General features: G+C 62.2%; 23 protein-coding genes and 5 tRNA genes. 15 read left to right on the top strand and 13 right to left on the bottom strand.

What is annotated here, in order from left to right; translation table 11 throughout:
* Positions 1–103 precede the first annotated feature (103 nt).
* A complete protein-coding gene (locus tag CSZ94_RS27575) occupies positions 104–472 on the bottom strand; it encodes a hypothetical protein (protein ID WP_146009766.1) in 369 nt (122 codons plus the stop codon).
* 473 nt (positions 473–945) lie between these two features.
* Between CSZ94_RS27575 and CSZ94_RS07995 the strand changes: the two genes are divergently transcribed.
* The 10 genes from CSZ94_RS07995 to aqpZ all read left to right on the top strand — a co-directional run bounded on the left by CSZ94_RS07995 (position 946) and on the right by aqpZ (position 6,962).
* A tRNA-Glu gene (locus CSZ94_RS07995) sits at positions 946–1,021 on the top strand.
* A 120-nt stretch (positions 1,022–1,141) separates the two neighbouring features.
* A tRNA-Glu gene (locus tag CSZ94_RS08000) sits at positions 1,142–1,217 on the top strand.
* Positions 1,218–1,272: 55 nt separating this feature from the next.
* Positions 1,273–1,348: transfer RNA gene (locus CSZ94_RS08005), tRNA-Glu, on the top strand.
* 101 nt (positions 1,349–1,449) lie between these two features.
* Entirely contained in the window at positions 1,450–2,619 is a 1,170-nt protein-coding gene (earP, locus tag CSZ94_RS08010; protein WP_102121090.1) for an elongation factor P maturation arginine rhamnosyltransferase EarP, read from the top strand.
* A 135-nt stretch (positions 2,620–2,754) separates the two neighbouring features.
* Positions 2,755–3,330 (top strand): elongation factor P, encoded by a 576-nt coding sequence (locus CSZ94_RS08015; protein WP_100876390.1) that lies wholly within the window; start codon positions 2,755–2,757, stop codon positions 3,328–3,330.
* A 203-nt stretch (positions 3,331–3,533) separates the two neighbouring features.
* Positions 3,534–4,676, top strand: a complete 1,143-nt coding sequence (locus CSZ94_RS08020) for an amidase family protein (RefSeq protein ID WP_258000838.1) — start codon at positions 3,534–3,536, stop codon at positions 4,674–4,676.
* Between the two features lie 31 nt (positions 4,677–4,707).
* Positions 4,708–5,118, top strand: a complete 411-nt coding sequence (locus CSZ94_RS08025) for a hypothetical protein (protein ID WP_146009767.1) — start codon at positions 4,708–4,710, stop codon at positions 5,116–5,118.
* 65 nt (positions 5,119–5,183) lie between these two features.
* Complete coding sequence (locus CSZ94_RS08030) at positions 5,184–5,642, top strand: Ivy family c-type lysozyme inhibitor (RefSeq protein ID WP_180977396.1); 459 nt, start codon at positions 5,184–5,186, stop codon at positions 5,640–5,642.
* The gene (locus tag CSZ94_RS08035) at positions 5,642–6,052 is read left to right on the top strand and encodes a GNAT family N-acetyltransferase (protein WP_102121033.1); all 411 of its coding nucleotides are present in this window, start codon (positions 5,642–5,644) and stop codon (positions 6,050–6,052) included. The genes CSZ94_RS08030 and CSZ94_RS08035 overlap by 1 nt, the downstream gene beginning before the upstream one ends.
* A gap of 220 nt (positions 6,053–6,272) precedes the next feature.
* Entirely contained in the window at positions 6,273–6,962 is a 690-nt protein-coding gene (gene aqpZ, locus CSZ94_RS08040; protein WP_102121034.1) for an aquaporin Z, read from the top strand.
* A 44-nt stretch (positions 6,963–7,006) separates the two neighbouring features.
* Here the strand turns inward: aqpZ and CSZ94_RS08045 are convergent, their stop codons facing one another.
* Entirely contained in the window at positions 7,007–7,837 is an 831-nt protein-coding gene (locus tag CSZ94_RS08045; RefSeq protein ID WP_102121035.1) for an AraC family transcriptional regulator, read from the bottom strand.
* 138 nt (positions 7,838–7,975) lie between these two features.
* On the opposite strand from CSZ94_RS08045, the gene CSZ94_RS08050 reads away from it, so the two are divergent.
* The 4 genes from CSZ94_RS08050 to CSZ94_RS08065 all read left to right on the top strand — a co-directional run bounded on the left by CSZ94_RS08050 (position 7,976) and on the right by CSZ94_RS08065 (position 11,564).
* The gene (locus CSZ94_RS08050; RefSeq protein WP_102121036.1) at positions 7,976–9,217 is read left to right on the top strand and encodes an MFS transporter; all 1,242 of its coding nucleotides are present in this window, start codon (positions 7,976–7,978) and stop codon (positions 9,215–9,217) included.
* Between the two features lie 235 nt (positions 9,218–9,452).
* Complete coding sequence (gene cysS / locus CSZ94_RS08055; protein WP_102121037.1) at positions 9,453–10,829, top strand: cysteine--tRNA ligase; 1,377 nt, start codon at positions 9,453–9,455, stop codon at positions 10,827–10,829.
* Positions 10,826–11,326 (top strand): hypothetical protein, encoded by a 501-nt coding sequence (locus tag CSZ94_RS08060; RefSeq protein ID WP_146009768.1) that lies wholly within the window; start codon positions 10,826–10,828, stop codon positions 11,324–11,326. Before cysS ends, CSZ94_RS08060 begins: the two co-directional genes overlap by 4 nt.
* Positions 11,319–11,564, top strand: coding sequence for a hypothetical protein (locus tag CSZ94_RS08065; RefSeq protein WP_102121039.1), 246 nt, complete (start codon positions 11,319–11,321; stop codon positions 11,562–11,564). Before CSZ94_RS08060 ends, CSZ94_RS08065 begins: the two co-directional genes overlap by 8 nt.
* Here CSZ94_RS08065 and dbpA read toward each other — a convergent pair.
* From dbpA to CSZ94_RS08095, 6 genes are all read right to left on the bottom strand, one after another.
* On the bottom strand, positions 11,551–12,978 hold the full coding sequence (gene dbpA / locus CSZ94_RS08070) for an ATP-dependent RNA helicase DbpA (protein ID WP_102121040.1): 1,428 nt from the start codon (positions 12,976–12,978) through the stop codon (positions 11,551–11,553). The two genes, CSZ94_RS08065 and dbpA, sit on opposite strands and share 14 nt — an antisense overlap.
* 112 nt (positions 12,979–13,090) lie before the next feature.
* Positions 13,091–13,327 (bottom strand): hypothetical protein, encoded by a 237-nt coding sequence (locus CSZ94_RS08075; protein WP_102121041.1) that lies wholly within the window; start codon positions 13,325–13,327, stop codon positions 13,091–13,093.
* Between the two features lie 205 nt (positions 13,328–13,532).
* Complete coding sequence (locus tag CSZ94_RS08080) at positions 13,533–15,197, bottom strand: acid phosphatase (RefSeq protein WP_102121042.1); 1,665 nt, start codon at positions 15,195–15,197, stop codon at positions 13,533–13,535.
* Between the two features lie 123 nt (positions 15,198–15,320).
* A complete protein-coding gene (locus tag CSZ94_RS08085; protein WP_180977397.1) occupies positions 15,321–17,810 on the bottom strand; it encodes a TonB-dependent siderophore receptor in 2,490 nt (829 codons plus the stop codon).
* 101 nt (positions 17,811–17,911) lie between these two features.
* On the bottom strand, positions 17,912–18,916 hold the full coding sequence (locus tag CSZ94_RS08090; protein WP_146009769.1) for a FecR domain-containing protein: 1,005 nt from the start codon (positions 18,914–18,916) through the stop codon (positions 17,912–17,914).
* A 1-nt stretch (position 18,917) separates the two neighbouring features.
* The gene (locus tag CSZ94_RS08095; RefSeq protein ID WP_102121044.1) at positions 18,918–19,436 is read right to left on the bottom strand and encodes a sigma-70 family RNA polymerase sigma factor; all 519 of its coding nucleotides are present in this window, start codon (positions 19,434–19,436) and stop codon (positions 18,918–18,920) included.
* Positions 19,437–19,755: 319 nt separating this feature from the next.
* Here CSZ94_RS08095 and CSZ94_RS08100 point away from each other — a divergent pair, with 319 nt between their 5' ends.
* A complete protein-coding gene (locus CSZ94_RS08100; protein ID WP_146009770.1) occupies positions 19,756–20,316 on the top strand; it encodes a hypothetical protein in 561 nt (186 codons plus the stop codon).
* 65 nt (positions 20,317–20,381) lie between these two features.
* Here the strand turns inward: CSZ94_RS08100 and CSZ94_RS08105 are convergent.
* The 5 genes from CSZ94_RS08105 to CSZ94_RS08125 form a co-directional block, all read right to left on the bottom strand.
* Positions 20,382–20,458: transfer RNA gene (locus CSZ94_RS08105), tRNA-Met, on the bottom strand.
* Positions 20,459–20,592: 134 nt separating this feature from the next.
* Positions 20,593–20,669, bottom strand: a tRNA-Met gene (locus tag CSZ94_RS08110).
* A 56-nt stretch (positions 20,670–20,725) separates the two neighbouring features.
* The gene (locus tag CSZ94_RS08115; RefSeq protein WP_180977398.1) at positions 20,726–21,904 is read right to left on the bottom strand and encodes a methyltransferase; all 1,179 of its coding nucleotides are present in this window, start codon (positions 21,902–21,904) and stop codon (positions 20,726–20,728) included.
* A 58-nt stretch (positions 21,905–21,962) separates the two neighbouring features.
* On the bottom strand, positions 21,963–22,811 hold the full coding sequence (locus tag CSZ94_RS08120; protein WP_102121047.1) for a hypothetical protein: 849 nt from the start codon (positions 22,809–22,811) through the stop codon (positions 21,963–21,965).
* Positions 22,812–22,871: 60 nt separating this feature from the next.
* On the bottom strand, positions 22,872–23,081 hold the full coding sequence (locus tag CSZ94_RS08125) for a hypothetical protein (RefSeq protein WP_102121048.1): 210 nt from the start codon (positions 23,079–23,081) through the stop codon (positions 22,872–22,874).
* Positions 23,082–23,233 lie beyond the last annotated feature (152 nt).

Consider the following 23,233-nt stretch of genomic DNA (forward strand, 5'->3'; position numbering starts at 1 on the left):
TAGCAAGAAGTGGACGATGCCAATACGGGACTGGAAAGCGGCACTGAACCGCTTCGCCATCCAGTTTGAAGACCGGGTACCGCAGACTTAAACGAAAAACCGTTTACACAGAATTCAGTACACCCCCGATGTAGCCTCCATTGGGGTTTATAAATCTATATCCCCTGGAGCCTGGCTGAATTTTTGCCACATCTTGGATGGAGTGATTGTCAGCGTCACGTGCCTGTTTTAGGTAGCGGAGGAGCATATCTTTTTTTCGCAAGCCATGGTATGTGCCCTGCCATGGTTCGAACTTGTTTCGCATTGGTTGGCAGCTTCGTTCTACCTTTTGCCATATCTTCTCTAGGCAATTTAGAAATCCGCGCCAGTCCGACTCGAACTCATCCATTGTTTTTGCGTTTTGCATTGAAACAATTGCTCTCGATGCGGCTGCTAGTTCCGCGCGAGGGTGTTTCAGCGGGTCGTTGGTCATTTGCCTGATTCCTGGTTATTTGATGGGCTGGATCGGTAACGTAGAAAACTGTATTTGGAATTTATATGCAGTAGGCAATGGTGTTAGCTTTGTGTTGGCGGCGTTTCAGTGATGATGGTGGGTATTGTGAGCCTTCTGAGTCTTATGAATTTTGTTTTAAGGCTTTGCATGTGCATCGTCAGACAGTGTTGATGCTTGCCCATCCCGCATAAGTGCTCCGGTCTGTCAAAAAAGAGGATGCCAGGATTGCTATTGTAGCAATGGATTCTCAGTTGTGAGTGGGTTTGTGAAGTGGTATCTCTGTTCTGTTGCCATTGTTCCTTGTTAGAGTGGCAATGATTGAAGTAAGGTGGAAAATAAGAAGGCCAGCAGTTGATTTCGTGAATCGCTTCGTGTTAAACTTCGCGCACGCTTTTTTGAGGGGCTAAGCAAAGCCTTCAACGAAGAGTCCGCTGAGAGTAAAGCCAGCACAGGTCCCCATCGTCTAGAGGCCTAGGACATCACCCTTTCACGGTGAGTACAGGGGTTCGAATCCCCTTGGGGACGCCAGGATTTAGTTGTAAAGTAAGTGCAGTGCTGAATGGGCCTGACAAGTCAGGCTTTTTTTGTTTCTGAAATTGCTGCGGTACCGGGTCAGGATGCAAAGTGGTGCATTCAGGACAGATTTCTGTCCCCATCGTCTAGAGGCCTAGGACATCACCCTTTCACGGTGAGTACAGGGGTTCGAATCCCCTTGGGGACGCCAGATTCGCGTAGTAACAGGTCGGGATGCAGGGTAGCGCATTCAGGACAGATTTTCTGTCCCCATCGTCTAGAGGCCTAGGACATCACCCTTTCACGGTGAGTACAGGGGTTCGAATCCCCTTGGGGACGCCAGACCGGCTGAATCAGCCAACAACAAAGCCGCCTGGTAACAGCGCGGCTTTTTTGTTATTTTGCGGCACGCCAACGTTTTTCCCTTCATTTTTTGCCTGCTCATGCCATTATCTAGCGATCGTGCACCATCTCTGGCTATCTTCTGTAAAGTCGTCGACAACTTCGGTGATATCGGCATTTGCTGGCGCCTGGCGCGGCAGTTGAACGGCGAGCACGCCGTGGCCGTGACCTTATGGGTCGACGATTTGCTGAGTTTTCAGCGCATTTGCCCCGCCATCGACGTGGATGCCGAGGCGCAGCAAGTGTCCGGCGTCATGATCCGTCACTGGCGCAGCCAGGATGGCGTGTTTTCAACTGCCGATATCGCCGATATCGTCATCGAGTTTTTTGCCTGTGACATTCCGCCTGGCTACATCGCCGCCATGGCGCAGTGCGCGCCGCAGCCGGTGTGGCTGAACCTGGAAGGCTTGACGGCGGAAGAGTGGGTCGAGGGCTGCCATGCATTGACGTCGCCGCGCCATGGCATGATCAAGCATTTCTTCTTTCCCGGCTTCACCAATAAAACGGGCGGCTTGCTGCGCGAAGCGGCGCTCGACGAGCAGCGGCTGGCGTTCCAGGCTGATGCGGCTGCCATGGGGGCATTCCTGGGGCGGTTCGGCGTGACGGCGGCGGAAATGTCTGCTTTGAAAGTATCGCTGTTCTGCTACCCGTCCGCGCCCGTCGCCGAGTTGTTTGGCGCGTGGCAGACGGGTAGCGAGCCCGTGACGTGCCTGGTGCCGGAAGGCGTCGCGTTCGATGCCGTTCAAGCGTTTATCGGCGACGATACAGCGATGGCTGGTGCGGCGCGCACGCGTGGCGTGCTGACCGTGCGCGTGCTGCCTTTCGTGCCGCAAGACGATTACGACCGCCTGCTGTGGGCCTGCGATGTCAATCTCGTGCGCGGCGAGGATTCCTTCGTGCGGGCGCAATGGGCCGGCCGGCCTTTTCTCTGGCATATCTACTTGCAGGATGAAAACTTGCACCACCTGAAATTGCGCGCCTTCTTGCAGCGCTATGCGGCAGACGCGGATGGGCCGATAGCCGGCCTGGTGCAGGCAGCGCTGGCCTGGAATGGCGCCAGCGCGGACGCTTTGCCGTGGACGCAGCTGTGGCCCGCCTTGCAGGCCGATCTGCCGCGCATCAGCGCGCGCGCGCAGGCCTGGCAGCGGCAGATGCAGTCCAATGGCGATCTGGCAAGTAACTTGCTGGCATTCGCAGGCGCGACGAGATAGGCGCTTGCCAAAAATTAAGGTAAAATGCCCGGTTATTTCTAACGTATTTTTAACCGATCAAACGCAAGCTTGCGGCGCTGATGGCGCACAGGCGGCAGATGGTCTTCATGCAACCCACTTTTTACGTACATTCCTATGAAACCCGCAAAAGAAATTCGTGTTGGCAATATCATCATGGTCGACAGCAAGCCTATGATCGTGTTGCGTTCTGATGTCAACGGTTCGAGCCGCACGGGCTTCACCTATAAATGGAAGATGAAAAATCTTCTGACGAACACCCCGATGGAAAACGTGTTCCGCGGCGACGACAAGTTTGACGTTGTTGTTCTGGATAAAAAGCCAGTGACGTATTCGTACTTCGCCGACCCGCTGTTCGTCTTCATGGACACCGAGTACAACCAGTATGAAATCGAAGAAGAGAACCTGGGCGATGCACTGCATTACCTGAAGGATGGCATGGAATGCGAAGCCATTTTCTACGACGGCAAAGCCATCTCCGTTGAACTGCCTACGACCATCGCCCGTCAAGTGGTGTACTCGGAGCCTGCAGTCAAGGGCAACACTTCGGGCAACGTCCTGAAAGAAGCCAAGATCGAAAACGCCATCGACGCGCACCGCCACATCGTGCAAGTGCCGCTGTTCGTGGCACAGGACGACGTCATCGAAATCGACACCCGTACCAACGAATACAAGCGTGTCGTACGCAACTGATAGATCGTCACGCTGCGCTGCTCGCACGGCCCGGCAAACGCCGGCCTGGCTTGCCCCAGTGCTTGACCATCAAGAAACGCTGCCTTCGGGCGGCGTTTTTTTTGCTTAAAAAATTCCCTTCAACAACAATTGTGTTGCAAGGACTGCTATGCTGTGGATAGAGCATTATTACGGTAGAAACATTGAAGTTTCTTGGAGATACCATGCAGCGCAGTCAGATGTTACGCAATGGCGCGCCTCGGGGCGTGACGCGTCCCGTATTGGCCCGTGCCACGGCGCCAGCCAGCCCCATGGCCCATTTGCTCGATGCCGGCGTCTTGCCGCAACAGCAGATGATGCAGGCAGGCAAACTCAGTTCGCATGCGCTGACGTCGCAGTACCTGGGGCGCATCCGTTCCCTGTGCAGCATCGGCGCGCGCGCCTATCCCGGCATTGAAATCAATCCAGATGCGCTGAAAATTGCCCTGGAAATGGATCGAGAAAGGCAAGTGCACAAGGTGCGCGGCCCCTTGCATGGCATCCCCGTCGTCTTGCGCGACAATATCGCCACGGGCGACCGCATGAAGACGCGCACGCAGGCGCCGTTGGCCACGCATGCCAGCTGTGATTCCTTTGTCGCGGCGCGCTTGCGCGCGGCCGGCGCCGTCATCATCGGCAAAAGCAATTTGCGCCAATGGGCCGCCGTCAGCGTGCCGCATGCCAGTGCCAGCTGGGCCGGCCTGACCATCCTGGCCGTGGACAGCGCGGCGGACGGCTCCATTGTCGCGCCCGCCTCGACGTGCGGCCTGGTTGCCATCAAACCCACGGGCAGGGTTGCCAGTGGGCAGGGCAGCGAGCCAGCCACGGCAGGACCGATGGCGCCCAGCGTGCGCGAGGCTGCCTGGCTGCTCGCGGCCCTGACCGGCGAGCGCCTGGCCGATGGCATGGTGCTCGATGTTGCCGGCTTGCATGGGCGCCGCATCGGCGTGGCGCGCCACCTGTTCGGCCAGTGTGCCGGGACCGATGCCGTGATCGAGCAGGCATTGCTGGTGCTGCGCGAACAGGGTGCGGAGCTGATCGAGCCGCCGCCCGCGTCCGAGCCTGGCGGCATCGCAGCGTTGCTGTGCTTGCATGGGCTCGATGCGCTGGTGGGGCCCACATGCCATGGGGTAGCGCAGGGGCAGTCCACCTTGCCGCATATCACGGTGCCCGCCGGCATGGTTGGGGGCTTGCCCATCGGTTTGTCCTTCATCGGCCCTGCCCACGGCGAAATGCCGCTCATTGCGATGGCCTATGCCTATGAGCAGGCGACCTTGCACCGGCGCACACCCGCATTGCCGTCCAGCATCACGCAGGCGCTGCGTTGACCATGATGATACTTTTTTCTTTCGATAAACTATGCTTGCAACCTTGCTGTTGAGTGCGGCCGTGGCCGCCACCCCGACTCCTTTTGATGCCGCGCAACTGTCCGGCAGCTGGTCCGACAGCGTGAATACCAGTAGTGTTTGCGAAGAAGCGCGGCATTTTACGCGCATGCAGCTGTCTGACGACCATCAGCGGCTGGCGATCTTCAATGACCGCACCTGGAAAAGCAAGCTGGGTGAAACCAACCGCTTTGCCGCGATGGTGGTGGCAGAGACGGAGCGCAGCCTGACTTTGCGCTATGACAATGAAACTCGCCTCAATGACGCTGGCAAGCTGGTGGAATGGCAGTTGATCATCGTCGCGCCCGGCGTGTACCGCTGGCGCGAGACGGGCTGGCCGGAAGGCAAGGTCAACGGGGTCGTCGGCATCCGTTGCTCTCCTTGATGCCGGTGTGCAAGCACGCCATTCTGCTATGCTGCCGCCATTACTGAATGCTTTTAGGAGATTGCATGTCCGCACGTTTGCTCTTCCCCCTGTTCCTGGCCGCCGCCGTGGCGCTGGCCGCCATGCCGGCGCAAGCGCGAACGCCCAGGCTGTCGCTCATTGAACAGGCGCAAAGCTGCGACGGTGGCCACACCTGCCCGTATTTCCCCGACGTCTACAAGGCGGACTACGCCTTTCGCAAGGCCTTCAATGTGGGCTTGAAAAAGGCCGGCCTGAAGCGCCAGCGCTGGGTGCCCGATGGCGTGGCCAGCCCGCTCAAGCCCGTCGAGATCGACGGCAAGGCGCGCCTGCTCAGCAGTGTTTGCGAACCGCACAATTGCGGCCACCACTACACCATCCTGTACGACCCGGTCGCGCGCAGCATGACGGGCGTGTATATGGGCAGCGATGCCAAGGGCGGCTTGCGCACCGTGTACTTCGGCGAGCCCAGCATCGCCGAAGCCGACCTGCTGTTCAAGAACTGATGCGCGCGCCACTGCACATTTCCAGCGAGCGCGACGAACTGGACGTGCCCATGATCCACCGCTACCTGAGCGAGCAGTCGTACTGGAAGCGCGGCGTGGCGATGGAAACGGTGCACAAGGGAATCGCCAACGCGCTGTGTTTCGGCGGCTATGTGGATGACCAACAAGTGGCGTTCGCCAGGGGCGTCACCGATTACACGGATTTTGCCTACCTGCGCGACGTGTTTGTGCTGCCGCAATACCAGGGGCGCGGCTATGGCAAGCAGTTGCTGGCCGCCGTACTCGGCGATGCACGCTTGCGCGATGTCGGCTGGATGCTGGCGACCGATGACGCGCATGCGCTGTATGCGAGCTTTGGTTTTGCAGCTCTGGAGGGGCCGCAAAAATACATGCGCCGCCCCGCGCCGTAGAAATTGTCAAAAAAACCTTTTAGTGTCAAGAGAACTATTTATATATTTGCACGTAATAGTGTTGCATTGATAATGAAGCCATGTCATTATTCGCGCTCTGCAGATTGTGCTGCGTTGCTGGTGCTGTACTTTGCCGTCGCCCCTGGACGAAGGCAAAGGTGGTGAGCGGTCCGATTGGTCGTCCCTGGCACGTTTTCTTGTCACTGAAAAGGAATACATCATGAAACAATATGGAGCCGAGTTCCTCGGCACGTTCTGGTTGGTGCTGGGCGGTTGCGGCAGCGCCGTACTCGCCGCTGCCTTTCCTGGCCTTGGCATCGGTTTTGCGGGCGTGGCACTGGCGTTTGGCTTGACGGTGCTGACCATGGCCTACGCCATCGGCCATATCTCGGGTTGCCATTTGAATCCTGCAGTGTCGATCGGCCTGTGGGCCGGTGGCCGCTTTCCCGCCAATCAACTGTTGCCATACATCATCGCGCAAGTGCTGGGCGCCATCGTGGCCGGCGGCGTGCTGTACGTGATCGCCAGCGGGCAGGCCGGTTTCGATGTCAGCAAGGGCTTTGCCTCGAACGGCTATGGCGCGCATTCGCCGGGCGGATATTCGATGCTGTCGGCGCTGGTGATTGAAATCGTGCTGACGATGTTCTTCCTGATCGTCATCCTGGGTGCCACCGACAAGCGCGCCCCGGCCGGTTTTGCCCCGCTGCCTATCGGCCTGGCGCTGACCCTGATTCACCTGATCAGCATCCCCGTCACCAATACCTCCGTCAATCCGGCCCGCAGCACGGGCGTGGCCTTGTATGTGGGCGACTGGGCCACCAGCCAATTGTGGCTGTTCTGGCTGGCACCCATCATCGGTGCCTTGCTGGGCGCGCTGGCTTATCGCTTGATTGCTGGCGAAAAAGAGTAAGTTTGAGCATGTAAAGAAAGCAGCCTGCGGGCTGCTTTCTTCGTTTACTCGGCGGCGCGCCACTCACTCAGGTAGTGCTGCGGCGTGCGGCCCAAGATGCGGCGGAACATGGCGCTGAAGGCGCTGGGGCTGGCGTAGCCCAGCGCATAGGCGATGGTCGCCACGCCTTCGCCCCGGTCCAGCCGGCAGAATGCTTCGGCCAAGTGGACTTGCTGCAGCCATTGGCGGTAGTGCAAGCCCGTTTCCTTGGGAAATAAACGGATCAGGGTGCGCGCGCTGGCGCCCGCATCCTGCGCCCAGTCCTCGATGCTGCGCCGGCTGCCGGGGGCGCTCATGATGGCCGAGCAGACGGCCACCAGGCGGCGGTCGCGGGGCCAGGGTATGGCGATGGGCACGGTATCGGCCGCCGCCAGTTCCGACAGGATCAGGTGCGCCAGCCAGTCGCCGCGCCCCGCCAGCGCATATTCGATCGGTTCGGCCAGCAAGGCCAGGATCAGCTCGCGCAGCAGGCGGCTCACTTCCAGCACCTTGCAATCGGCGCCATACGGGACCGCCACTTGCGCATCGATATACACGGTGCGCATGCTCAGTTCGCTCAAGATATGGACTTCATGCACGACGCCCACGGGGATCAGCAGGGCGCGCCGGGGCGGCAAGATCCACACGCCATGCTCGGTGGAGACGCGCATCACGCCTTGTGTCGCATACAGCAGTTGTGCCCGCACATGGCTGTGCGGCGCCGTGTAGTCACCCGCCGCATATTGCCTGGACATGGCCGTCACGGGCCGCAGCACGTGCTGGTAATCGTGCGAGCTGGTGCTGCGGCTGAAGGGTACGCCGTCGGGGTGGGTCTGGGCGGGTTGGTGGGTGTACATGTGGGCCGTTGGATTGTGACTTAATTGTCACTTAGTTGTCACTTAGGCGACGATTATTGGAAGTCATCAGTTCAGTGACCATACTATACTGGCTTCTTTGCCGGGCCGCCCGCCGTGCCCGATTATTGCGGATGACACATGCACACAAGCACACCTGCCCCAGCACTGGCCAAGTCCGTGCCGGCGGCCCCCTCGCTTCATCGTTCCCAACAACAATCTGGCCTGGCCATGCACATCCTGGGCGCCGTCGCCTTCGTGCATTTGCTCAATGACTTGATCCAGGCCTTGTTGCCGTCGATTTATCCGATGCTGAAAGCCGAGTTTTCACTCAGTTTTACCCAGGTCGGCCTCATTACCCTGACGTTCCAGTGCACGGCATCGCTGCTGCAGCCCTGGATCGGCTTGTACACGGACCGCCGTCCGCTGCCATTCCTGTTGCCCATCGGCATGTGTTTTACGCTCGCCGGCGTGCTGATGCTGTCCATCGTCTCGACTTTCCCGACCCTCTTGATCGCCTCAGGCCTGATCGGTGTCGGTTCCTCGACCTTCCACCCGGAAGCGTCGCGCGTGGCGCGCATGGCCTCGGGCGGGCGCTACGGTTTTGCCCAGTCGCTGTTCCAGGTGGGCGGCAATGTGGGCTCTGCGCTGGGGCCGCTGCTGGCGGCCGCCGTCATCGTGAACCGCGGCCAGGGCAATATCGCCTGGTTCAGTCTGCTGGCCGTGCTGGCCATCGGCGTGCTGTACAAGGTCAGCCACTGGTACAGCGGCCATCTGGCCAGCTTCAAGCCGAAGGCGGGCGGCCATGGGCCTAACTTGTCGCGCAACAAGGTGTTGCAAGCGCTGGGCGTGCTGGCCCTGCTGGTGTTCTCGAAGTACATTTACATGGCCAGCTTGTCGAGCTATTACACCTTTTACCTGATCGACAAGTTCCACCTGTCCATCGGCGCGGCGCAGTTGTACCTGTTCCTGTTCCTCGCCGCCGTGGCCGCCGGCACCTTCATGGGCGGCCCCATCGGCGACCGCATCGGCCGCAAGCGTGTGATCTGGATTTCCATCCTGGGCGCCGCACCGTTCACCCTGCTGCTGCCGTATGTCGACCTGTTCTGGACGGCCGTATTGACGGTGATCATCGGTTTTGTCATTTCCTCCGCTTTTTCTGCCATCGTCGTCTTTGCGCAGGAATTGGTGCCGGGCAAGGTGGGCATGATCGCGGGGATATTCTTTGGCCTGATGTTCGGCGTGTCCGGCATCGCGGCCGCCGCCATGGGCCACCTGGCTGACGTGTCGGGCATCGCCTATGTGTATACAATCTGCTCTTTCCTGCCGTTGCTGGGTATCCTGACGGTGCTGCTGCCGCATATCGAGCAGGCGAAAAAATAAGCGTGCTGCGCGGGAGGGCTTGACGGCCTGCCCGCGCGCGTGCGATATTTGTCCCATGAGCACTTTCATCCTCCCTCCAGTTTTTGCATCCGGCGCCGCTGCTGCGCTGTGTCCGTGCGCCTGGCCCCGTGAGGATGCGGCTACGCGCCGGTAACGTTTTACTCCTCATTCGATGGCCACAGTGTTGAAAAACCTGTGGCCATTTTCTTTTTCCGCAGCGCTAATGAAAGTCCGCATGACACTCCATTTGTACGATACGTATAGCCGCAGCCTGCGGCCCTTCGAACCCATCGCTCCGGGCCAGGCGGGCCTGTACGTCTGCGGCCCCACCGTCTACGATTACGCGCACATCGGCAACCTGCGCACCTATCTGTTCGTCGACGGCTTGCGCCGCGCGCTTGAATTCAACGGCTTGCAGGTACGCCATGTGATGAATATCACGGACGTGGGCCACTTGACGTCGGATGCGGACAGCGGTGACGACAAGGTCGAAGCGCGCAGCCGGCGCAGCGGCGAGTCGGCCTGGGACATCGCCGCCGCCTTCACGCGCGCGTTTGAAGACGATTTGCGCCAGCTCAATATCCTGCCGCCCACCGTCTGGTGCCGCGCCACCGACCATATCGCGGAACAGATCGCGTTCATCGGCGACCTGGAAGCCAAGGGCGATACCTACCGCACGGACGACGGCATCTATTTCGACACCACGCGCCAGGACGATTATGGCAAGCTGGCGCGCCTGAAGCGCGATGGCCTGCAGGCGGGCAAGCGGGTGGATCTGGGCGAGAAGCGCGATATCTGCGACTTCGCACTGTGGAAGTTCAGCGGCGTGCCGGGCCAGCGCCAGATGGAGTGGGACAGCCCCTGGGGCCTGGGTTTTCCAGGGTGGCACATCGAATGCTCGGCCATGGCGGAAAAGCACCTGGGCACGTATTTCGACATCCATTGCGGCGGCGAAGACCACGTGGCTGTCCACCACAGCAACGAGATCGCGCAAACGCAGGCACGCCACGGCACGCGCCTGGCCAATTTCTGGCTGCACGGCGCTTTCCTCAAGACGCAGGATGCGAAGATGTCGAAATCCTCGGCTGATTTTTTGCGCCTGCAAAGCCTGGTGGAGCAGGGCCTCGATCCGCTCGCCTACCGCTACCTGTGCCTGGGCGCCCATTACCGCAGCAGCCTCAATTTTACGGACGACGCCCTGCGCGCCGCCGCCAGCGGCCTGGCGCGCCTGCGCGTGGCAGTGCAAGGCCTGGGTGAGGCGGACAGCGATGCCGATCCGGCGTGGCTGGCGCGTTTTACGGCGTGCATCAACGATGACCTCAATTATCCGCGCGCGCTGGCCGTGGCCTGGGAACTGCTGAAAAGCGGGCTGGCGGATGGCGTGAAAAAGGCGACCCTGGCCCGCTTCGATGCAGCGTTGGGACTCGATCTGCTGGCCTGGCAACCGGCGCAGGTGGACGTGCCGCAGCAGGTGCAGGCCTGGATGGCAGAAAGGGCGCTGGCCCGCGCGCAGCGGCAGTGGGCCGAGGCTGACCGCTTGCGCGCACTGGCGCGTGCGGCCGGCTATGACATCGACGATACGCCGCAGGGCCAGCAGGCGCGCGCCTTGTGAGTGCCTTATGCGTGCCGGCGGGGCATAATGTCCGCCTGATGAACGCGGGAGATGCCGTGAAGCGTAGCGTGCTGTTATTGAGTTTTTGTCTTGCCTTCTCGTCTGCCCAGGCGGCCAGTAAGTGTCCCGGCTTCCCCGTCCTGGCTACGTCGGGCGAGGCGCTGCAGGCGCAAGTGCGCGCGCTGCCGCCCATCGGCATCGACCGCGAGCGGCAGGCGTGCGCGCCTGCGACCATCATCGATTTCGCCTACAGCGGCGGCACCTTGTGCCGCTTTGGCGCTGAGGTCGATGCCGCGACGGCCGCCGTCACGCGCCTGGCTGATGGTGGTGCGCTGGTCGAATATCTGTACCTGTTTGCGCATGGCGGCTACTATATCTCGCTGGGCAAGCCGACCGAAGGCGATCCTGCTGAATGGTATTCGAATGTGATGTTTGAAAAGATGGATAAACCTGCATTCGGCGTGCGCAAGGTTTGCCAGGAGGGGCGCGATGGCTGAAGCGGATGCCTTACCGGCGGCATTGGCCGCCACCCTGGCGCAGCTGCTGCCGGCCTGGAATGCGCAAGCGCTGGCGCGCTACCTGCGGGAGAATTGCGCGTATCTCGCCACGCTGCGGCGGCGCGCCATCAGTTACTGGAACTGCTACTACCGCAGGCGCTATCGCGCATGGGAGGATTATCCGGGATGCAGGGCCATGGCGGCCCTGCGCACATTGGCGATGCTTACGCCTCGATAAAGCGCATCTTGAAGCTGCGGCCCTTGATGTTGCCGAAGTCGCGGCCCAAGGAGTTACCGGCGTTGAGGCGCTTGAAGGCTGCTTCTGCGACCTTGCGATCGAGTGCCACGTAGGTCATGAACTCGAATACGTTGATCTTGCCCACTTGCTCCTTGGTCAGGCCTGCGTCGCCCGTCAGCGCGCCCAGCAAGTCGCCCGGGCGCAGCTTGTCCTTCTTGCCGCCCATGATGCACAGGGTGACCATCGGCGCCGGCAGCGCTTCCATACCGTCATCTTCCGCCAGTTCCTTCAGGTCGTGCCATTCGGCGGCGCTGTTCTGGTACTGCTCGATCAGCTTGACCCATTTCTTTTCATTTGGCGCGCACAGCGACAGGGCCAGGCCCTTCTTGCTGCCGCGGCCAGTGCGGCCGATGCGGTGGATGTGCACTTCCGTGTCTTTCGACACGTCCACGTTGATCACGGCGCCCAGGTCGGAAATATCGAGCCCGCGCGCGGCCACGTCGGTGGCCACCAGCACGGAGCAGCTGCGGTTGGCAAACAGCACCAGGATTTCATCGCGCTCGCGCTGTTCCAGCTCGCCATACAGGGCCAGCGCGGAAAAGCCTTGCTGGCGCAGTTCCTCGGCCAGTTCGCGGCAATGCACCTTGGTGTTGCAGAAGGCCAGCGTGGATTCCGGCTTGAAGTGTTTCAATAGCTTGCCGACGGCGCTATTGCGTTCGTCGAAGCCGATTTCATAGAAGCGCTGCTCGATCTTGTCGTTGTCGTGCTGCGCCTCGACCGTCACTTCCAGCGGATTGACGAGGAACGATGCCGTGGCGCGGCGGATGTCTTCCGGATACGTGGCCGAGAACAGCAGGGTCTGGCGGCGCGCGGGGCAGGCGCTGACGATGCCGGCGATTTCCTCGTAAAAGCCCATGTCCGTCATGCGGTCCGCTTCATCGAGCACCAAGGTTTGCACGTGGTTCAGGTTGATGGTGCCGCGGCCCAGATGGTCGCGCATGCGGCCCGGCGTGCCGACGACGATGTGGGCGCCGTGTTCCAGCGAGGCGATTTGCGGGCGCATCGGCGCGCCGCCCGTCAGGGTCAGGATCTTGATGTTGCCGGCCGCGCGCGCCAGGCGGCGCAATTCATTGGCCACCTGGTCGGCCAGTTCGCGCGTGGGGCACAGCACCAGGCCCTGCACGGCAAACCAGGCCGGATTGAGCTTGTGCAGGATGCCGATGCCGAAGGCGGCGGTCTTGCCGCTGCCCGTTTTTGCCTGGGCGATCAGGTCGCGGCCATCGAGCACCGCCGGCAGGCTTTGCGCCTGGATGGTGGTCATCTCGTGATAGCCAAGCGAGTCCAGGTTGGCCAAAAAGGCGGGCGTCAGCGGCAGGCTGGAAAAAGAATTGGTGGTGGTAGTGGTGGTGTTCATAGGGGGCGGAGCCGGTAAAAAGCGGGTGGATGGGCACAGTCTACAGGCGTTCTACGCCCTTGTGCGGATGGTGGTGTGGAAGCTGGCGGCAAACGGCCGCCCGCGTGGTGTATTAATTGTCAGGCGCCCAGATGGGCAAGCCGGTGAGGTCAAGGCCGGCGTCGCGTGTCCACACGGGAAGGCCCGTGGCATCGGTCGGCTCCAGCAATTCGAGCTGCACCTGCTTCAGCGCCACCTTGCGCGCGCGCGCGCGGCGCTGTGGCTCCGGCGCCGGCTCGGGCGCTTCGTGCGCGGGCAACTGGCCGAAGCCGGGCAAGTCGATGGTGGCGTTGTCTTTTTTATCTCTCATTTACTAACCTCTGTCCTTGGCCTGCGAAAGCCAAGGGGCAGGCAAGGTGCTGCCAGCCAATGTCTATACGCTTTAACTTCATCCACAAAACAAAAGCCCGGCTACGGGAGTCGGGCTCATTGTTGGAACAACCGTCAGCAATACCTGACCTGCGGATTTAAGTGCGGCACGCAGTGTATCACAGGCGTGCCGCACTGTGGGAGGCTTAGCGGAAGCTCAAGGCGCCAGTCAAGTCGCCCGGCGGCAGCGCGCCGCGTGACGCGAACGCGTCATTGCGCACTTTCAGGCCTTCGAGCAGCGGCAAGTCGTGCAGGCGTGTGATCAGGCGCAGGATCGACGTGGTGTCGTAGAAGCTGTGGTCGACGGCGCCTTTTTTCGCGTACGGCGAGATGACGATGGCGGGAATGCGCGTGCCCGGACCCCAGCGGTCGCCCTTTGGCGGCGCCACGTGATCCCACCAGCCGCCGTTTTCGTCAAATGTGATCACCACGATCATGTCTTTCCACTGCGGCGATTCCTTCAGATGCTGGATGACGTTGGCCACGTGCTGGTCGCCCGATTCGATATCCGAGTAGCCAGCGTGCAGGTTCAGATTCCCTTGCGGCTTGTAGAAGGTCACGGCGGGCAACTTGCCTGCCACGGCGGCGGCCAGGAATTTGTTCGAGATCGGGCTGTCGCCCGTGCCGCCATCGCGCAGGTGCTCGGCGCGCGCCGCCGTGCCAGGGGCGAACTGCTTGAAGTAGTTCAGCGGCTGGTGGTGGAACTGGAAATTCGGCTTGCTGCCGCCGCCCTTCTGGTCGAGCGCCGCTTGCCAGCCGCCGCCATACCACGCCCAGCTGACGCCCTTGCGCGACAGCAGGTCGCCGATGGTGTCGTAGGTTTGCGGCGGCAGGGTATTCGCGTCGGCCGGGTCGGCATGCAGCGGGTCGCCGTCAAAGGCGGGGCGGACATAGCTGGGCTGGTACGGCGGCGCCATGGTGTTGACAGCATAGCCGTCCGGCGTGAGGGCGCCGTCGTTGACGTATTTTGGCTTGCCATCGAGCGCGGAAGGGGGGCACTCGGGCGAGATCGCCAGGCGCACGCCTTGCGGGCCGTCGGACAGCACGGCGATCTTTTTCTTCGCCGCCGTCTCGGAGGCGTTGAAATATTCGTTGGCGCGGCCCGTGACGAGGAACTGGTGGTTCATGTAGGAGCCGCCGAAGGCCGCCATGAAGAAGTTGTCGCACAAGGTGTATTGCTCGGCGATCTGCCACAGGTTCAGGTTTTTCGACGTTTCGCCGTAATGGCCCATTACCAGGCCGCCGCTGTCGGCCCACGCGGCAAAGCCGTCGTTCTTGCCGCCGTTGATCTGCATCTGGTTGTTATAGAAGCGGTGCACCAGGTCGCGCGTGATGATGCTCTCGGGCAGGGGCTTGCCGGCCGCGTCGCTCAATTTGTAGGGCGCGTTAGGCAGGCCGGAAATCTGCTCTTCCTTGATCAGGTAATCGATGCCGCCGATATTTTGCTGGTTCGGCACCAGGCCGCCCCAGATCTTCGGCAGGGTGGCCAGCGGCTTGCCGTTACGGTCCAGCTGCTGCGCCTGTTCTGCCGTGACGGCGGACAGGGGCGCGCTGGTGCCGGGGAAATTGGCAAACAGGTTGTTGAAGCTGCGGTTTTCCAGGTAGATCACGACCACGTTCTTGACGTGCGCCTTGAGTTTCGCGTCGAGCGAGCCCTTGGCGATGGTCTTTCTGGCTGGCGCGGCGTCGGCCAGCGCCGGCAGGCTGGCGGCCAGGCCGACTGCGGAAGCGGCCTGGAAAATGCGCCGGCGCGATGGATTGGCGGGTTGGTCGGCAGGGTCGGCTGGCAGGGCGGGGGCGAGGTCCTTCACACATTCTCCTTGGGTGTCTCTGTGGGCACGAGTGCCGGTGGCGCGGGCCATCGACACTCGTGAAGCGGGAAAATTGTATCACCGGCCCTGCGCCAGTGTGAAATATTCAGCCCGGCCCTGGACTTAGAACTGGTAGCGGACCTTCAGCGCCACCTTGCACGCCGGACCATACATGCCCGAGTACCACCAGTCCGACACGGAAGCCGTGTACTGCTTGTCGAACAGGTTGGCCACGTTGACGGTGGCCGACAGCTTGTCGTTGACGTCGTAGCGCGCCATCAGGCTGGCCACCGAGTACGCCTTCTGTTCCCAGTGCAGGGTACTGTTGATCTGCCACGCCTCGATGTCGGAATACACGCGGCTTTGCCAGTTCATGCCGCCGCCCACCGTCAGGCGATGCAGTTCGCCGGGCAGCCGATAAGTGGTCCACAGCTTCACCAGGTGGCGCGGGAAGGTGGTCTGGATCGCCTTGCCGGCATTGTTTTCCGTCTGGCTGTACGACCACGAGGCTGATATATTCCAACTTGGCGTGATGGCGCCCGTCGCTTCCAGGTCGATGCCCTTGGTATCGGCGCCCTTGATGGTGCGGAACGCCGGATCGTTGGAGCCGGGCAGGGTGTAGCCAGGATCGGTTTCAGCCAGGTTTTTCTGGCGGATCAGATACAGCGCGGCGGACGTGTTCAGGCGGCCATCGAACCAGCCGCTCTTGACTCCCGCTTCATAGGTCTTGCCTTCGCGCGGCGCCAGCAGCTTGCCGTAGCGGTCTTGCGAGGCTTGCGGCTGGTAGATGGTGGAGTAGCTGGCGTAGGCGCTATGCGTGGCGTCGATGTCGTACACCAGGCCGCCGTACGGCGTGAAGACGCTGCTGTCCGAGGCTGGCGATGCGCTATAAAATGGCACGGTGGGTGCGTCCGAGATGTAGTTTTCGCTGTAGCGCAGCACCTTGGCGCCGGCGATCAGTTTCAGGCGCTCTGAAAGGTTGAGGCGCGTGGCGGCATACGCGCTGGCCTGGCGGCGCGTGCTGTCGTAGGTGACGAAAGTATCGCCAAACACGGGCGTTGCCATGCGATTCCAGCGGTACAGGTTGACGGGCTGCCCCTGGATGTTCTTGTCGAAGCGGCCATCGGTCGTGCTTTGAAATTCGTTGTAGTCCATGCCCAGCACCAGTTCGTGCTGGCGGCCGAACGCGCTGAACGGGCCGCGCACGTTGACGTCCACGCTGTTGACCTGGAGCTGGTAATCGCGGTAGTCGGCGCTCATGCGCAGGCCAGCGCCCGTGGCCTGGTCGGGAAAGGCGCTACTCACGTTCATGAACACCGAGCGCTCTTCTTGCGAGGACTGCACGCGGTTGGCCGAGATTTTCAGCTTCCAGTCGTTTGCCAGCGCGTGTTCCAGGGTGGCGAAGAGGTCGGTCGAATTGCTGCCGAAGCGATTCGACGTGGCCGCCGGGCTGAAGGAGCGTGGCAGCTTCGTCATCACGCCATTGCTGTAGAACAGCGGGAAGCCCAGGTAGGACAGCGAGCCGTTCGAACGCTTGCGTTGGTGCGTGACGCCGGCTGTCAGCTTCGTGTCGCGTGACAGGTCCGCCTCGACCACGCCATACACGACTTTTTTTTCGTGGCTGTAGTTGTCGATGATGCTGTCGGCTTCTTCGTACAGCGCCACCAGGCGGCCACGCACGGTGCGCGCCTCGTTGAGCGGGCCGGCAATGTCGGCCATGCCGCGCCGTTCGTTGCGGGAAGCCAGTTCGCCCTCGACGGCCGCCTGGAACTGCGCGGTCGGCTTCTTGCGCACCATGTTGATGGCCCCCGAGGCATCGCCCGCGCCCGTCATCAGGCCCGAGGCGCCGCGCAGCACTTCGATGCGCTCGTACAGCGCCATGTCGGCCAGGCTTTGCGACGGTATCGCATTGAGGCCCAGGTTTTCCGAATGCGTGCTGACGCCATCGAGCTGGTAATTGGTGATCGCATAGCCACGCGAAGTAAAGCCGGAGCGCTCGCTGCCCAGCGAGAACAGGGTGATGCCCGGCGTTTGCGCCATCACTTGCGCGATGGTGTTCAAGCCCTGGTCCTGCATGCGCTGCTGGGTGATGACGCTGACCGACTGCGGCGTTTGCCGGATCGACAGGCCCAGCGGCGTGGCCGTGGCGATCGGCAGGGTGGAGACATACGCGTCCGTGCCTTCGGTGGCATCCTGCTGCGCCTTGACCGACACTTCCGGCATCATGGACAGCGCTTCGCCATCCGCCGCCGTATCGGCCGGGCGCAGGACAAAGCTGCCGTTGGCGCTGCGCTCGGCCTTCAGGCCCGTGCCGCGCAGCACGCCGTTCAGGGCGGCCAGCACATCGTGGCGGCCCGTGAGGCCCGCCGACGTCTTGCCGCGCGTCTGTTCGGGCGTGAAGCTGAGGATGACCCTGGACTGGCTGGCGACCTGGCGCAGCGCCGCCGCCAGGTCGCCGGCCGGCACCTGGAAGTCAAGGCTGGCCGCTGGCGCGCTTTCCTGCGCCATGGCTGGCGCCTGGGCGGCCAGCAGCAGGGCCGAACCGATGAAGACGAGTTCGATGGCATACGCCATGCGCTTGATGCGCGGCTTGGAATGAATGGCAAGAGACATGGTTACCTTGTGGTGTAGTCGTCAAAAAGAACGTTGCCTACACAGGTCACGCGAGAAATGGAAACGGGTACTTTTTTTTGCGCTGGCGTCAAAATAAATCTTCAGCGCTGCCGGCGCGCTTCCAGTTGCACCCAGTAGCGCGTGCGCAGGCGCACGTCCACCGGCAGGGAGTCGGGCAGCGACAGCAGCACGGCATCCAGGTCGGCCAGCGGGAAGACGCCGGAAATGCGCAGGCCGGCGACGGCGTCGTCGCAGCCCAGCAAGCCGTGGCGGTAGCGGCTCAATTCATGCAGGAAGTCGCGCAGCGGCATGGCGTCGGCCAGCAGCAAGCCCTGGCGCCAGGCCCAGATATCGGGCGAGACGGCGTGCGCGGGCAAGAGCTGCCGCGCCGTCATGCCGCCGCCCTGGCCCGCCTGGATCACGCGGTTGCCGTCGCCATGGCGCGGCGTCAGCCGCACGGCGCCTTCTTCGACGGCGACCAGGGTGTTGTCGTCCGCCCGGCGCACCGAGTAGCGCGTGCCCAGCGCCTGCGCCTGGCCTTGCGCGGTGTCGACCAGGAAGGGGCGGTAGGGCATGCCTGTTTCGCGGGCGGTGGCGATGAAGATTTCGCCCTGCACCAGTTGCAGCAGCCGTTGCGTGCCGCTGAAGCGGATGTTCACGGCGCTGCTGCCATTCAGGTGCAAACGGCTGCCGTCGGGCAGGGTCAGCTCGCGGCGCTCGCCCACGCCCGTGGCAATGTCGGCCAGTGCGGCGCGGGCCATGTCGGGGGCGTAGGGCGAGTGCGCGCCGAACCAGCCCGTGATGCCGATGGTCGATACCCATGCCAGCAGTTGCAAGCTGTTGCGCCGCGAGATGGACGCGGCAGGACGCCGTGCCAGCGCCGTGCGGCACGCTTGCGCATCGAGTTCCAGCAAGCCGCCGCTGGCGCTTTCGATGTGTTTCCACGCGCGTTCATGGTCGGGGTGCGCCTGGCGCCACTGCTGCCAGGCCGATTTTTCCGCCGGGGTCGTTTCGCCGCTCATCAGGGTAGTCAGCCATTCGGCTGCCTGCATGGCGATGGCCAGGTCGATGGGCTGGCCCAGCGCATACACGGTGGCGGTGCGCACGTCAGGCTGCGGCAAAATCGGGCACGGCAAAAAAGCACAGCAAATTGCCCTTGCTCAGGTATTTTTTGACGGAATGCGTGGTCGTGCCCAGTTCGGCGGCGATCTCGGCGTAGCTCATGCCGTCCAGGTGGGCCAGCAGGAAGGCGGCCCTGGCCTTGGCGGAGAGCTGGTCCAGCGCGCGGTCGATCCGTTGCAGCGATTCGAGCAGGATGGACATCGCTTCCGGCGAGGGCGCGCAGGCTTGCGGCTGATGCCGCAGGGCGTCGAGGTAGGCCCGTTCCAGCTCTTCGCGCCGGCAGTGATTGGCCAGCAGGCGCTTGGCGATGGTGGCCAGGAAGGGGCGCGGCTGCTTGATCCCGGCACTGCTGCGCGCAAGGAAGATATTGAGGAAGGTATCTTGCGCCAGGTCGCCTGCCAGCCCCGCGTCGTGCAGACGCCGCTTCAGCCAGTGCAACAGCCAAGCGTGGTGCTCGGCATACAGGGCCTGGAAATCGGACGGAGGGCAAGGGGAGGACAGCATGCGTACAGGAGGTCTTAATCTAAATGAGAATTGTTCTCATAATAACGCAGCGGCGCACGCCAGGCAATCAGGAAAACGTGGCGTTGTTGAAATGCGACTGTGGGCCCGGGCCGCGCGGCCGTGGCTTTGTGCCTGCGCACGGCAGATGTAAAAGTTTCCTTGGCGCAAGCTTTCATGTGAGAAAATGTGGGCTGTCGATGTGGTGCGGAGCGCAAAAATGATGTGGATGGTTGGCGGTGTCCTGGTTCTTTTGGTCGCCATATTTTTATGGTTGGCCTTTTTTCATCGGGTCAACGCGATGTCGCGCCAGGCGGAACTGATGAACTGGCTCGACATCGGCCGGGTCTCGAATGCCGATGGTGGCAAGGATATTTTGTTGGCGAGAAATGAGCGCGGCGCCCGGATTGACTGGCGCACCGGCGAGGTCTGGTTGATGAATCCCAAGGTGGCCGAGCCGTTTGCCGACTTTCTCGCCGTCGAGCGCTGGCTCACCCTGCGTGAGATGCCGATGGCGGACAAACCTGCGCATGCCGCTCCTGCGCCACCGGAGCCAGAAGTCGCGCCGGACGCCGGGCCCGTGCGCGATACCTTCCCGGCCTTCCAGCAAAAGGTCGACGCTTGCCTGGCCAAGGCGGAAGGTGGCCAGGAATTGCTGGAAACCAAGCAGGCCTTCGAGGCGGGCAGCGAGCCTTACCTCGAGGCGTCGACGGAATTGAGCCAGACCGCGCTGGAGTTTGAAGTGTCGCCGGCGATGGTGGCCACCTTTCATATCAGCGCCTTTGCCGCCCTGGCTGAAACGGCGGGCGCCGACAAGCTGGAAAGAGTGGCGGCCAGCCTGCATGCGGCGGCCAGGCAGATCAGGGCTAGTGTCGCCGCATAAAGCGGCTCAGGCCTGGAATGAAAAAACCGCTGAATCCCTTGCAGGAATCAGCGGTTTTCAGGTATTGGTTGCGGGGACAGGATTTGAACCTGTGACCTTCGGGTTATGAGCCCGACGAGCTGCCAGACTGCTCCACCCCGCAGGCGAATTATATACCAGTTTGCTGCATTGCGAAAGAGTGAATGGCATTTGGTCTGCACGATGGTCATTGACATGCTGCGACGCAATGGAAAAAGCCGCTGATTCCTTTGCAGGAATCAGCGGCTTTCATGTGTCTGGTTGCGGGGACAGGATTTGAACCTGTGACCTTCGGGTTATGAGCCCGACGAGCTGCCAGACTGCTCCACCCCGCAGGCGAATTATAGCCGGGTTTGCTGCAATGCGCAATGGCCTTGCAGCAGAGATGGGATCAGGCTGCCGCCAGGCGCCACAGCGACGTGATTTCCTTCGAGCGGGCCGCATGCAGGCTGTCCGTGGCATCTTGCGCGCGCGGGTGCGTGGGTTTCACGTCCAGGCGGTCGACCACTTTCAAGCCCGCTTGCGCTATCCATTCCAGCAATTGCGCGCGCGGGCGCAGGCCCAGGTGCTCGGCCAGGTCCGACAGGAGCAGCCAGCCTTCGCCGGCTGCTTCCAGGTGATCGGCCAGGCCGGCGAGGAAACCGCGCAGCATGCGGCTGTCCGGATCGTAGACGGCGTATTCGATGGGCGAGCTTGGGCGGGCCGGCAGCCATGGCGGATTGCACACGACCAGCGGCGCGCGTCCCGCAGGGAACAGGTCGGCCTGCACCACATCGACTTTGTCGAGGAGATCGAGGCGTGCCATGTTTTCGCGCGCGCAGGACAGGGCGCGCGGGTCCTGGTCGGTGGCGACGATGCGGTCGATGCCGCGCTGCGCCAGCACGGCGGCCAGCACGCCCGTGCCGGTGCCGATGTCGAAGGCCAGGTTGGCGCGCGGGGGCAGGGGCGCGTCGGCCACCAGACCCACGTATTCGCCGCGGATAGGCGCGAATACGCCGTAATGGGGGTGGATGCGCTGGCCCAGGGCCGGCAGTTCCACGCCCGTGCGGCGCCATTCGTGCGCGCCGATCAGGCCCAGCAGTTCGCGCAGGGAGGCGACGAACGGCTCTTCGCCGCGGCCATACGCTTCATTGCAAGCCAGTTTCACGTCCGGCGCGCGGCGCAACGGTATCGTGTAATCGGCATCGAAGGGCAGCAGCAGCATGGCCAGGGTGCGGGCGCGTTGCGACTGGGCCTGGCGGTGCAGGTGGAAGGCTTGCGTGGCCGATGGTTCCGGTTGCGCCAGCTTGGCGGCCTTGGCCTTTTTGCTGGGTTTGTCGTTTTTGTGGTCGGCGCGCCGCGCCAGCGCCTGCAGCAATTGGCGCGCGTTCTGGAAGTCGCCGCGCCACAGCATGGCCGTGCCTTCGCAGGCCAGGCGGTAAGCCTGGTCGGCCGTCGTGCGGTCATCGGCGATGACGACGCGCTTGGGCGGCGGCATGCCGCTTTCCGAGCGCCAGCGGGCCGAATGCTCGGCGCCGTTTTCGCTCCAGTGGATCTGCGGATGAACGGTGGGTGAAGAGGTGTCGGACATGGGATTCAATCGATAGAAGGGGGCGCGCGGCATGGTCGCCTGCGCAGGCCGTCTTCCATTATACGTCGCTGGCCGTGCTGTCAGCGGTGTCCGTGCCATAGGCGAGTGCCAGCGCGCGGGCGCGCGCTTGGTCTTCGGGCGTGGTTTCCACTGCTTTCTTGCCGGTCTCGGCGGTATTGTCAGGCTGCACCAGCTTGAGCAAACGCAAGCTCAGGCTGCCCGCCAGGTCGCCATCCTTGCCGTTGGCGCTGGCGCCATCGGATTGTTGATTGAAGATGCTGTTTTGCAATTGCTGGCCCAGCAGCTTGAACAGGTCGTGCAGATTGCCGGCGAAGTTTGTCGCGGGCAACTCTTTGGCGGGCAGGGCGGCGTCATCGGATGGCGCGACTTCCTGCGCATCGTCTTGCGTTTGCGCCAATGCACCCGCGCTGATGTTCGATTGATATTGCACTTCCAGCTCGAAGTCGAAGGTCTGGCCATCGGCCGTGGTGATCTTGCCCTTGCCGATGAAATGCGCGTTTTCATCGAGGCTGAAGGCGGCCGCGCGGCTGCTGCCTTTGGTGCCCGAGACGCTGGCGCTACCGCTGCTGAAGCTGGAGCCGGCCTGCAGGTCGACCGAATCGAAGGCGATGCTGGCGCCGTCGCCGAAGAGCTGGCGTGTCATATTGGTCAGAAAATCCTGCGCCACGTCGACGGTGGCGTTGCCCAGCGCATCTGTGCGCTGTTCCAGCCCCTTGGCCGACAGGTCCAGGCCGTTTTTCGACAGGGCCACCAGGTCTTGCGCCGTGCGCTGCATCAGGGGCGAGCCGGCCAGCCCCGTGGCGCCGCTGCCCGTGCGGGACGGATGCTGGCCCGCCAGCGTATTCGCTGCGGGTTGACGGCTGGCAAGGGCGGGAAGCTGGGACATGGTCGGTTCAAATGGGGAAGATATGCAAATTAACGGCAATATCTTCCCATTCTTTAACCATTAGTGGTGGTGTGCCCAGTTACCGTCTGCCGACTCCAGGTAGGACTGGACGGCATCGGCCTGGCCCGTGGCGTGGCGCTTGAGTTCGCCGCATGCGCAAATGCCCTGATAGGGCTGGATATGCGAGCAGGCGGAGACTTTTTGCAGGTAGACCTGCATGGATTTGTAACATTTTACGCACTTGAAGGTGAGGCTGCGGGCGGCTTTCATGGGTTTCCTTGAACTGTTGCGGGGCGTAGGCGGTACCTGCGCGAAGGCGGCGATTTTAACGCACTCCGGCCATCGTTACACCTTGTTGCATCTGCGCCACGCGCAGGTCAACTGTATCCGCGCCATGACGTTGAACGTATACAGGAGGTCGT

The sequence above is a fragment of the Janthinobacterium sp. ROICE36 genome, assembly GCF_002869965.1.
GTDB lineage: Bacteria > Pseudomonadota > Gammaproteobacteria > Burkholderiales > Burkholderiaceae_D > Janthinobacterium.

Excerpts from the sequence above, each read along its gene's own strand:
- CSZ94_RS08095 (WP_102121044.1), bottom strand. The coding sequence starts at position 19,436 with ATGCTGTCCTCCCCTTGCCCTCCGTCCGATTTCCAGGCCCTGTATGCC.
- CSZ94_RS27575 (WP_146009766.1), bottom strand. The coding sequence starts at position 472 with ATGACCAACGACCCGCTGAAACACCCTCGCGCGGAACTAGCAGCCGCA.
- CSZ94_RS08115 (WP_180977398.1), bottom strand. The coding sequence starts at position 21,904 with ATGTCCGACACCTCTTCACCCACCGTTCATCCGCAGATCCACTGGAGC.
- CSZ94_RS08045 (WP_102121035.1), bottom strand. The coding sequence starts at position 7,837 with ATGTACACCCACCAACCCGCCCAGACCCACCCCGACGGCGTACCCTTC.
- CSZ94_RS08015 (WP_100876390.1), top strand. The coding sequence starts at position 2,755 with ATGAAACCCGCAAAAGAAATTCGTGTTGGCAATATCATCATGGTCGAC.
- CSZ94_RS08100 (WP_146009770.1), top strand. The coding sequence starts at position 19,756 with ATGAACTGGCTCGACATCGGCCGGGTCTCGAATGCCGATGGTGGCAAG.
- earP (WP_102121090.1), top strand. The coding sequence starts at position 1,450 with ATGCCATTATCTAGCGATCGTGCACCATCTCTGGCTATCTTCTGTAAA.
- CSZ94_RS08025 (WP_146009767.1), top strand. The coding sequence starts at position 4,708 with ATGCTTGCAACCTTGCTGTTGAGTGCGGCCGTGGCCGCCACCCCGACT.
- aqpZ (WP_102121034.1), top strand. The coding sequence starts at position 6,273 with ATGAAACAATATGGAGCCGAGTTCCTCGGCACGTTCTGGTTGGTGCTG.
- CSZ94_RS08020 (WP_258000838.1), top strand. The coding sequence starts at position 3,534 with ATGCAGCGCAGTCAGATGTTACGCAATGGCGCGCCTCGGGGCGTGACG.
- CSZ94_RS08120 (WP_102121047.1), bottom strand. The coding sequence starts at position 22,811 with ATGTCCCAGCTTCCCGCCCTTGCCAGCCGTCAACCCGCAGCGAATACG.
- CSZ94_RS08050 (WP_102121036.1), top strand. The coding sequence starts at position 7,976 with ATGCACACAAGCACACCTGCCCCAGCACTGGCCAAGTCCGTGCCGGCG.
- CSZ94_RS08035 (WP_102121033.1), top strand. The coding sequence starts at position 5,642 with ATGCGCGCGCCACTGCACATTTCCAGCGAGCGCGACGAACTGGACGTG.
- dbpA (WP_102121040.1), bottom strand. The coding sequence starts at position 12,978 with ATGAACACCACCACTACCACCACCAATTCTTTTTCCAGCCTGCCGCTG.
- CSZ94_RS08075 (WP_102121041.1), bottom strand. The coding sequence starts at position 13,327 with ATGAGAGATAAAAAAGACAACGCCACCATCGACTTGCCCGGCTTCGGC.
- cysS (WP_102121037.1), top strand. The coding sequence starts at position 9,453 with ATGACACTCCATTTGTACGATACGTATAGCCGCAGCCTGCGGCCCTTC.
- CSZ94_RS08125 (WP_102121048.1), bottom strand. The coding sequence starts at position 23,081 with ATGAAAGCCGCCCGCAGCCTCACCTTCAAGTGCGTAAAATGTTACAAA.
- CSZ94_RS08030 (WP_180977396.1), top strand. The coding sequence starts at position 5,184 with ATGTCCGCACGTTTGCTCTTCCCCCTGTTCCTGGCCGCCGCCGTGGCG.
- CSZ94_RS08085 (WP_180977397.1), bottom strand. The coding sequence starts at position 17,810 with ATGTCTCTTGCCATTCATTCCAAGCCGCGCATCAAGCGCATGGCGTAT.
- CSZ94_RS08065 (WP_102121039.1), top strand. The coding sequence starts at position 11,319 with ATGGCTGAAGCGGATGCCTTACCGGCGGCATTGGCCGCCACCCTGGCG.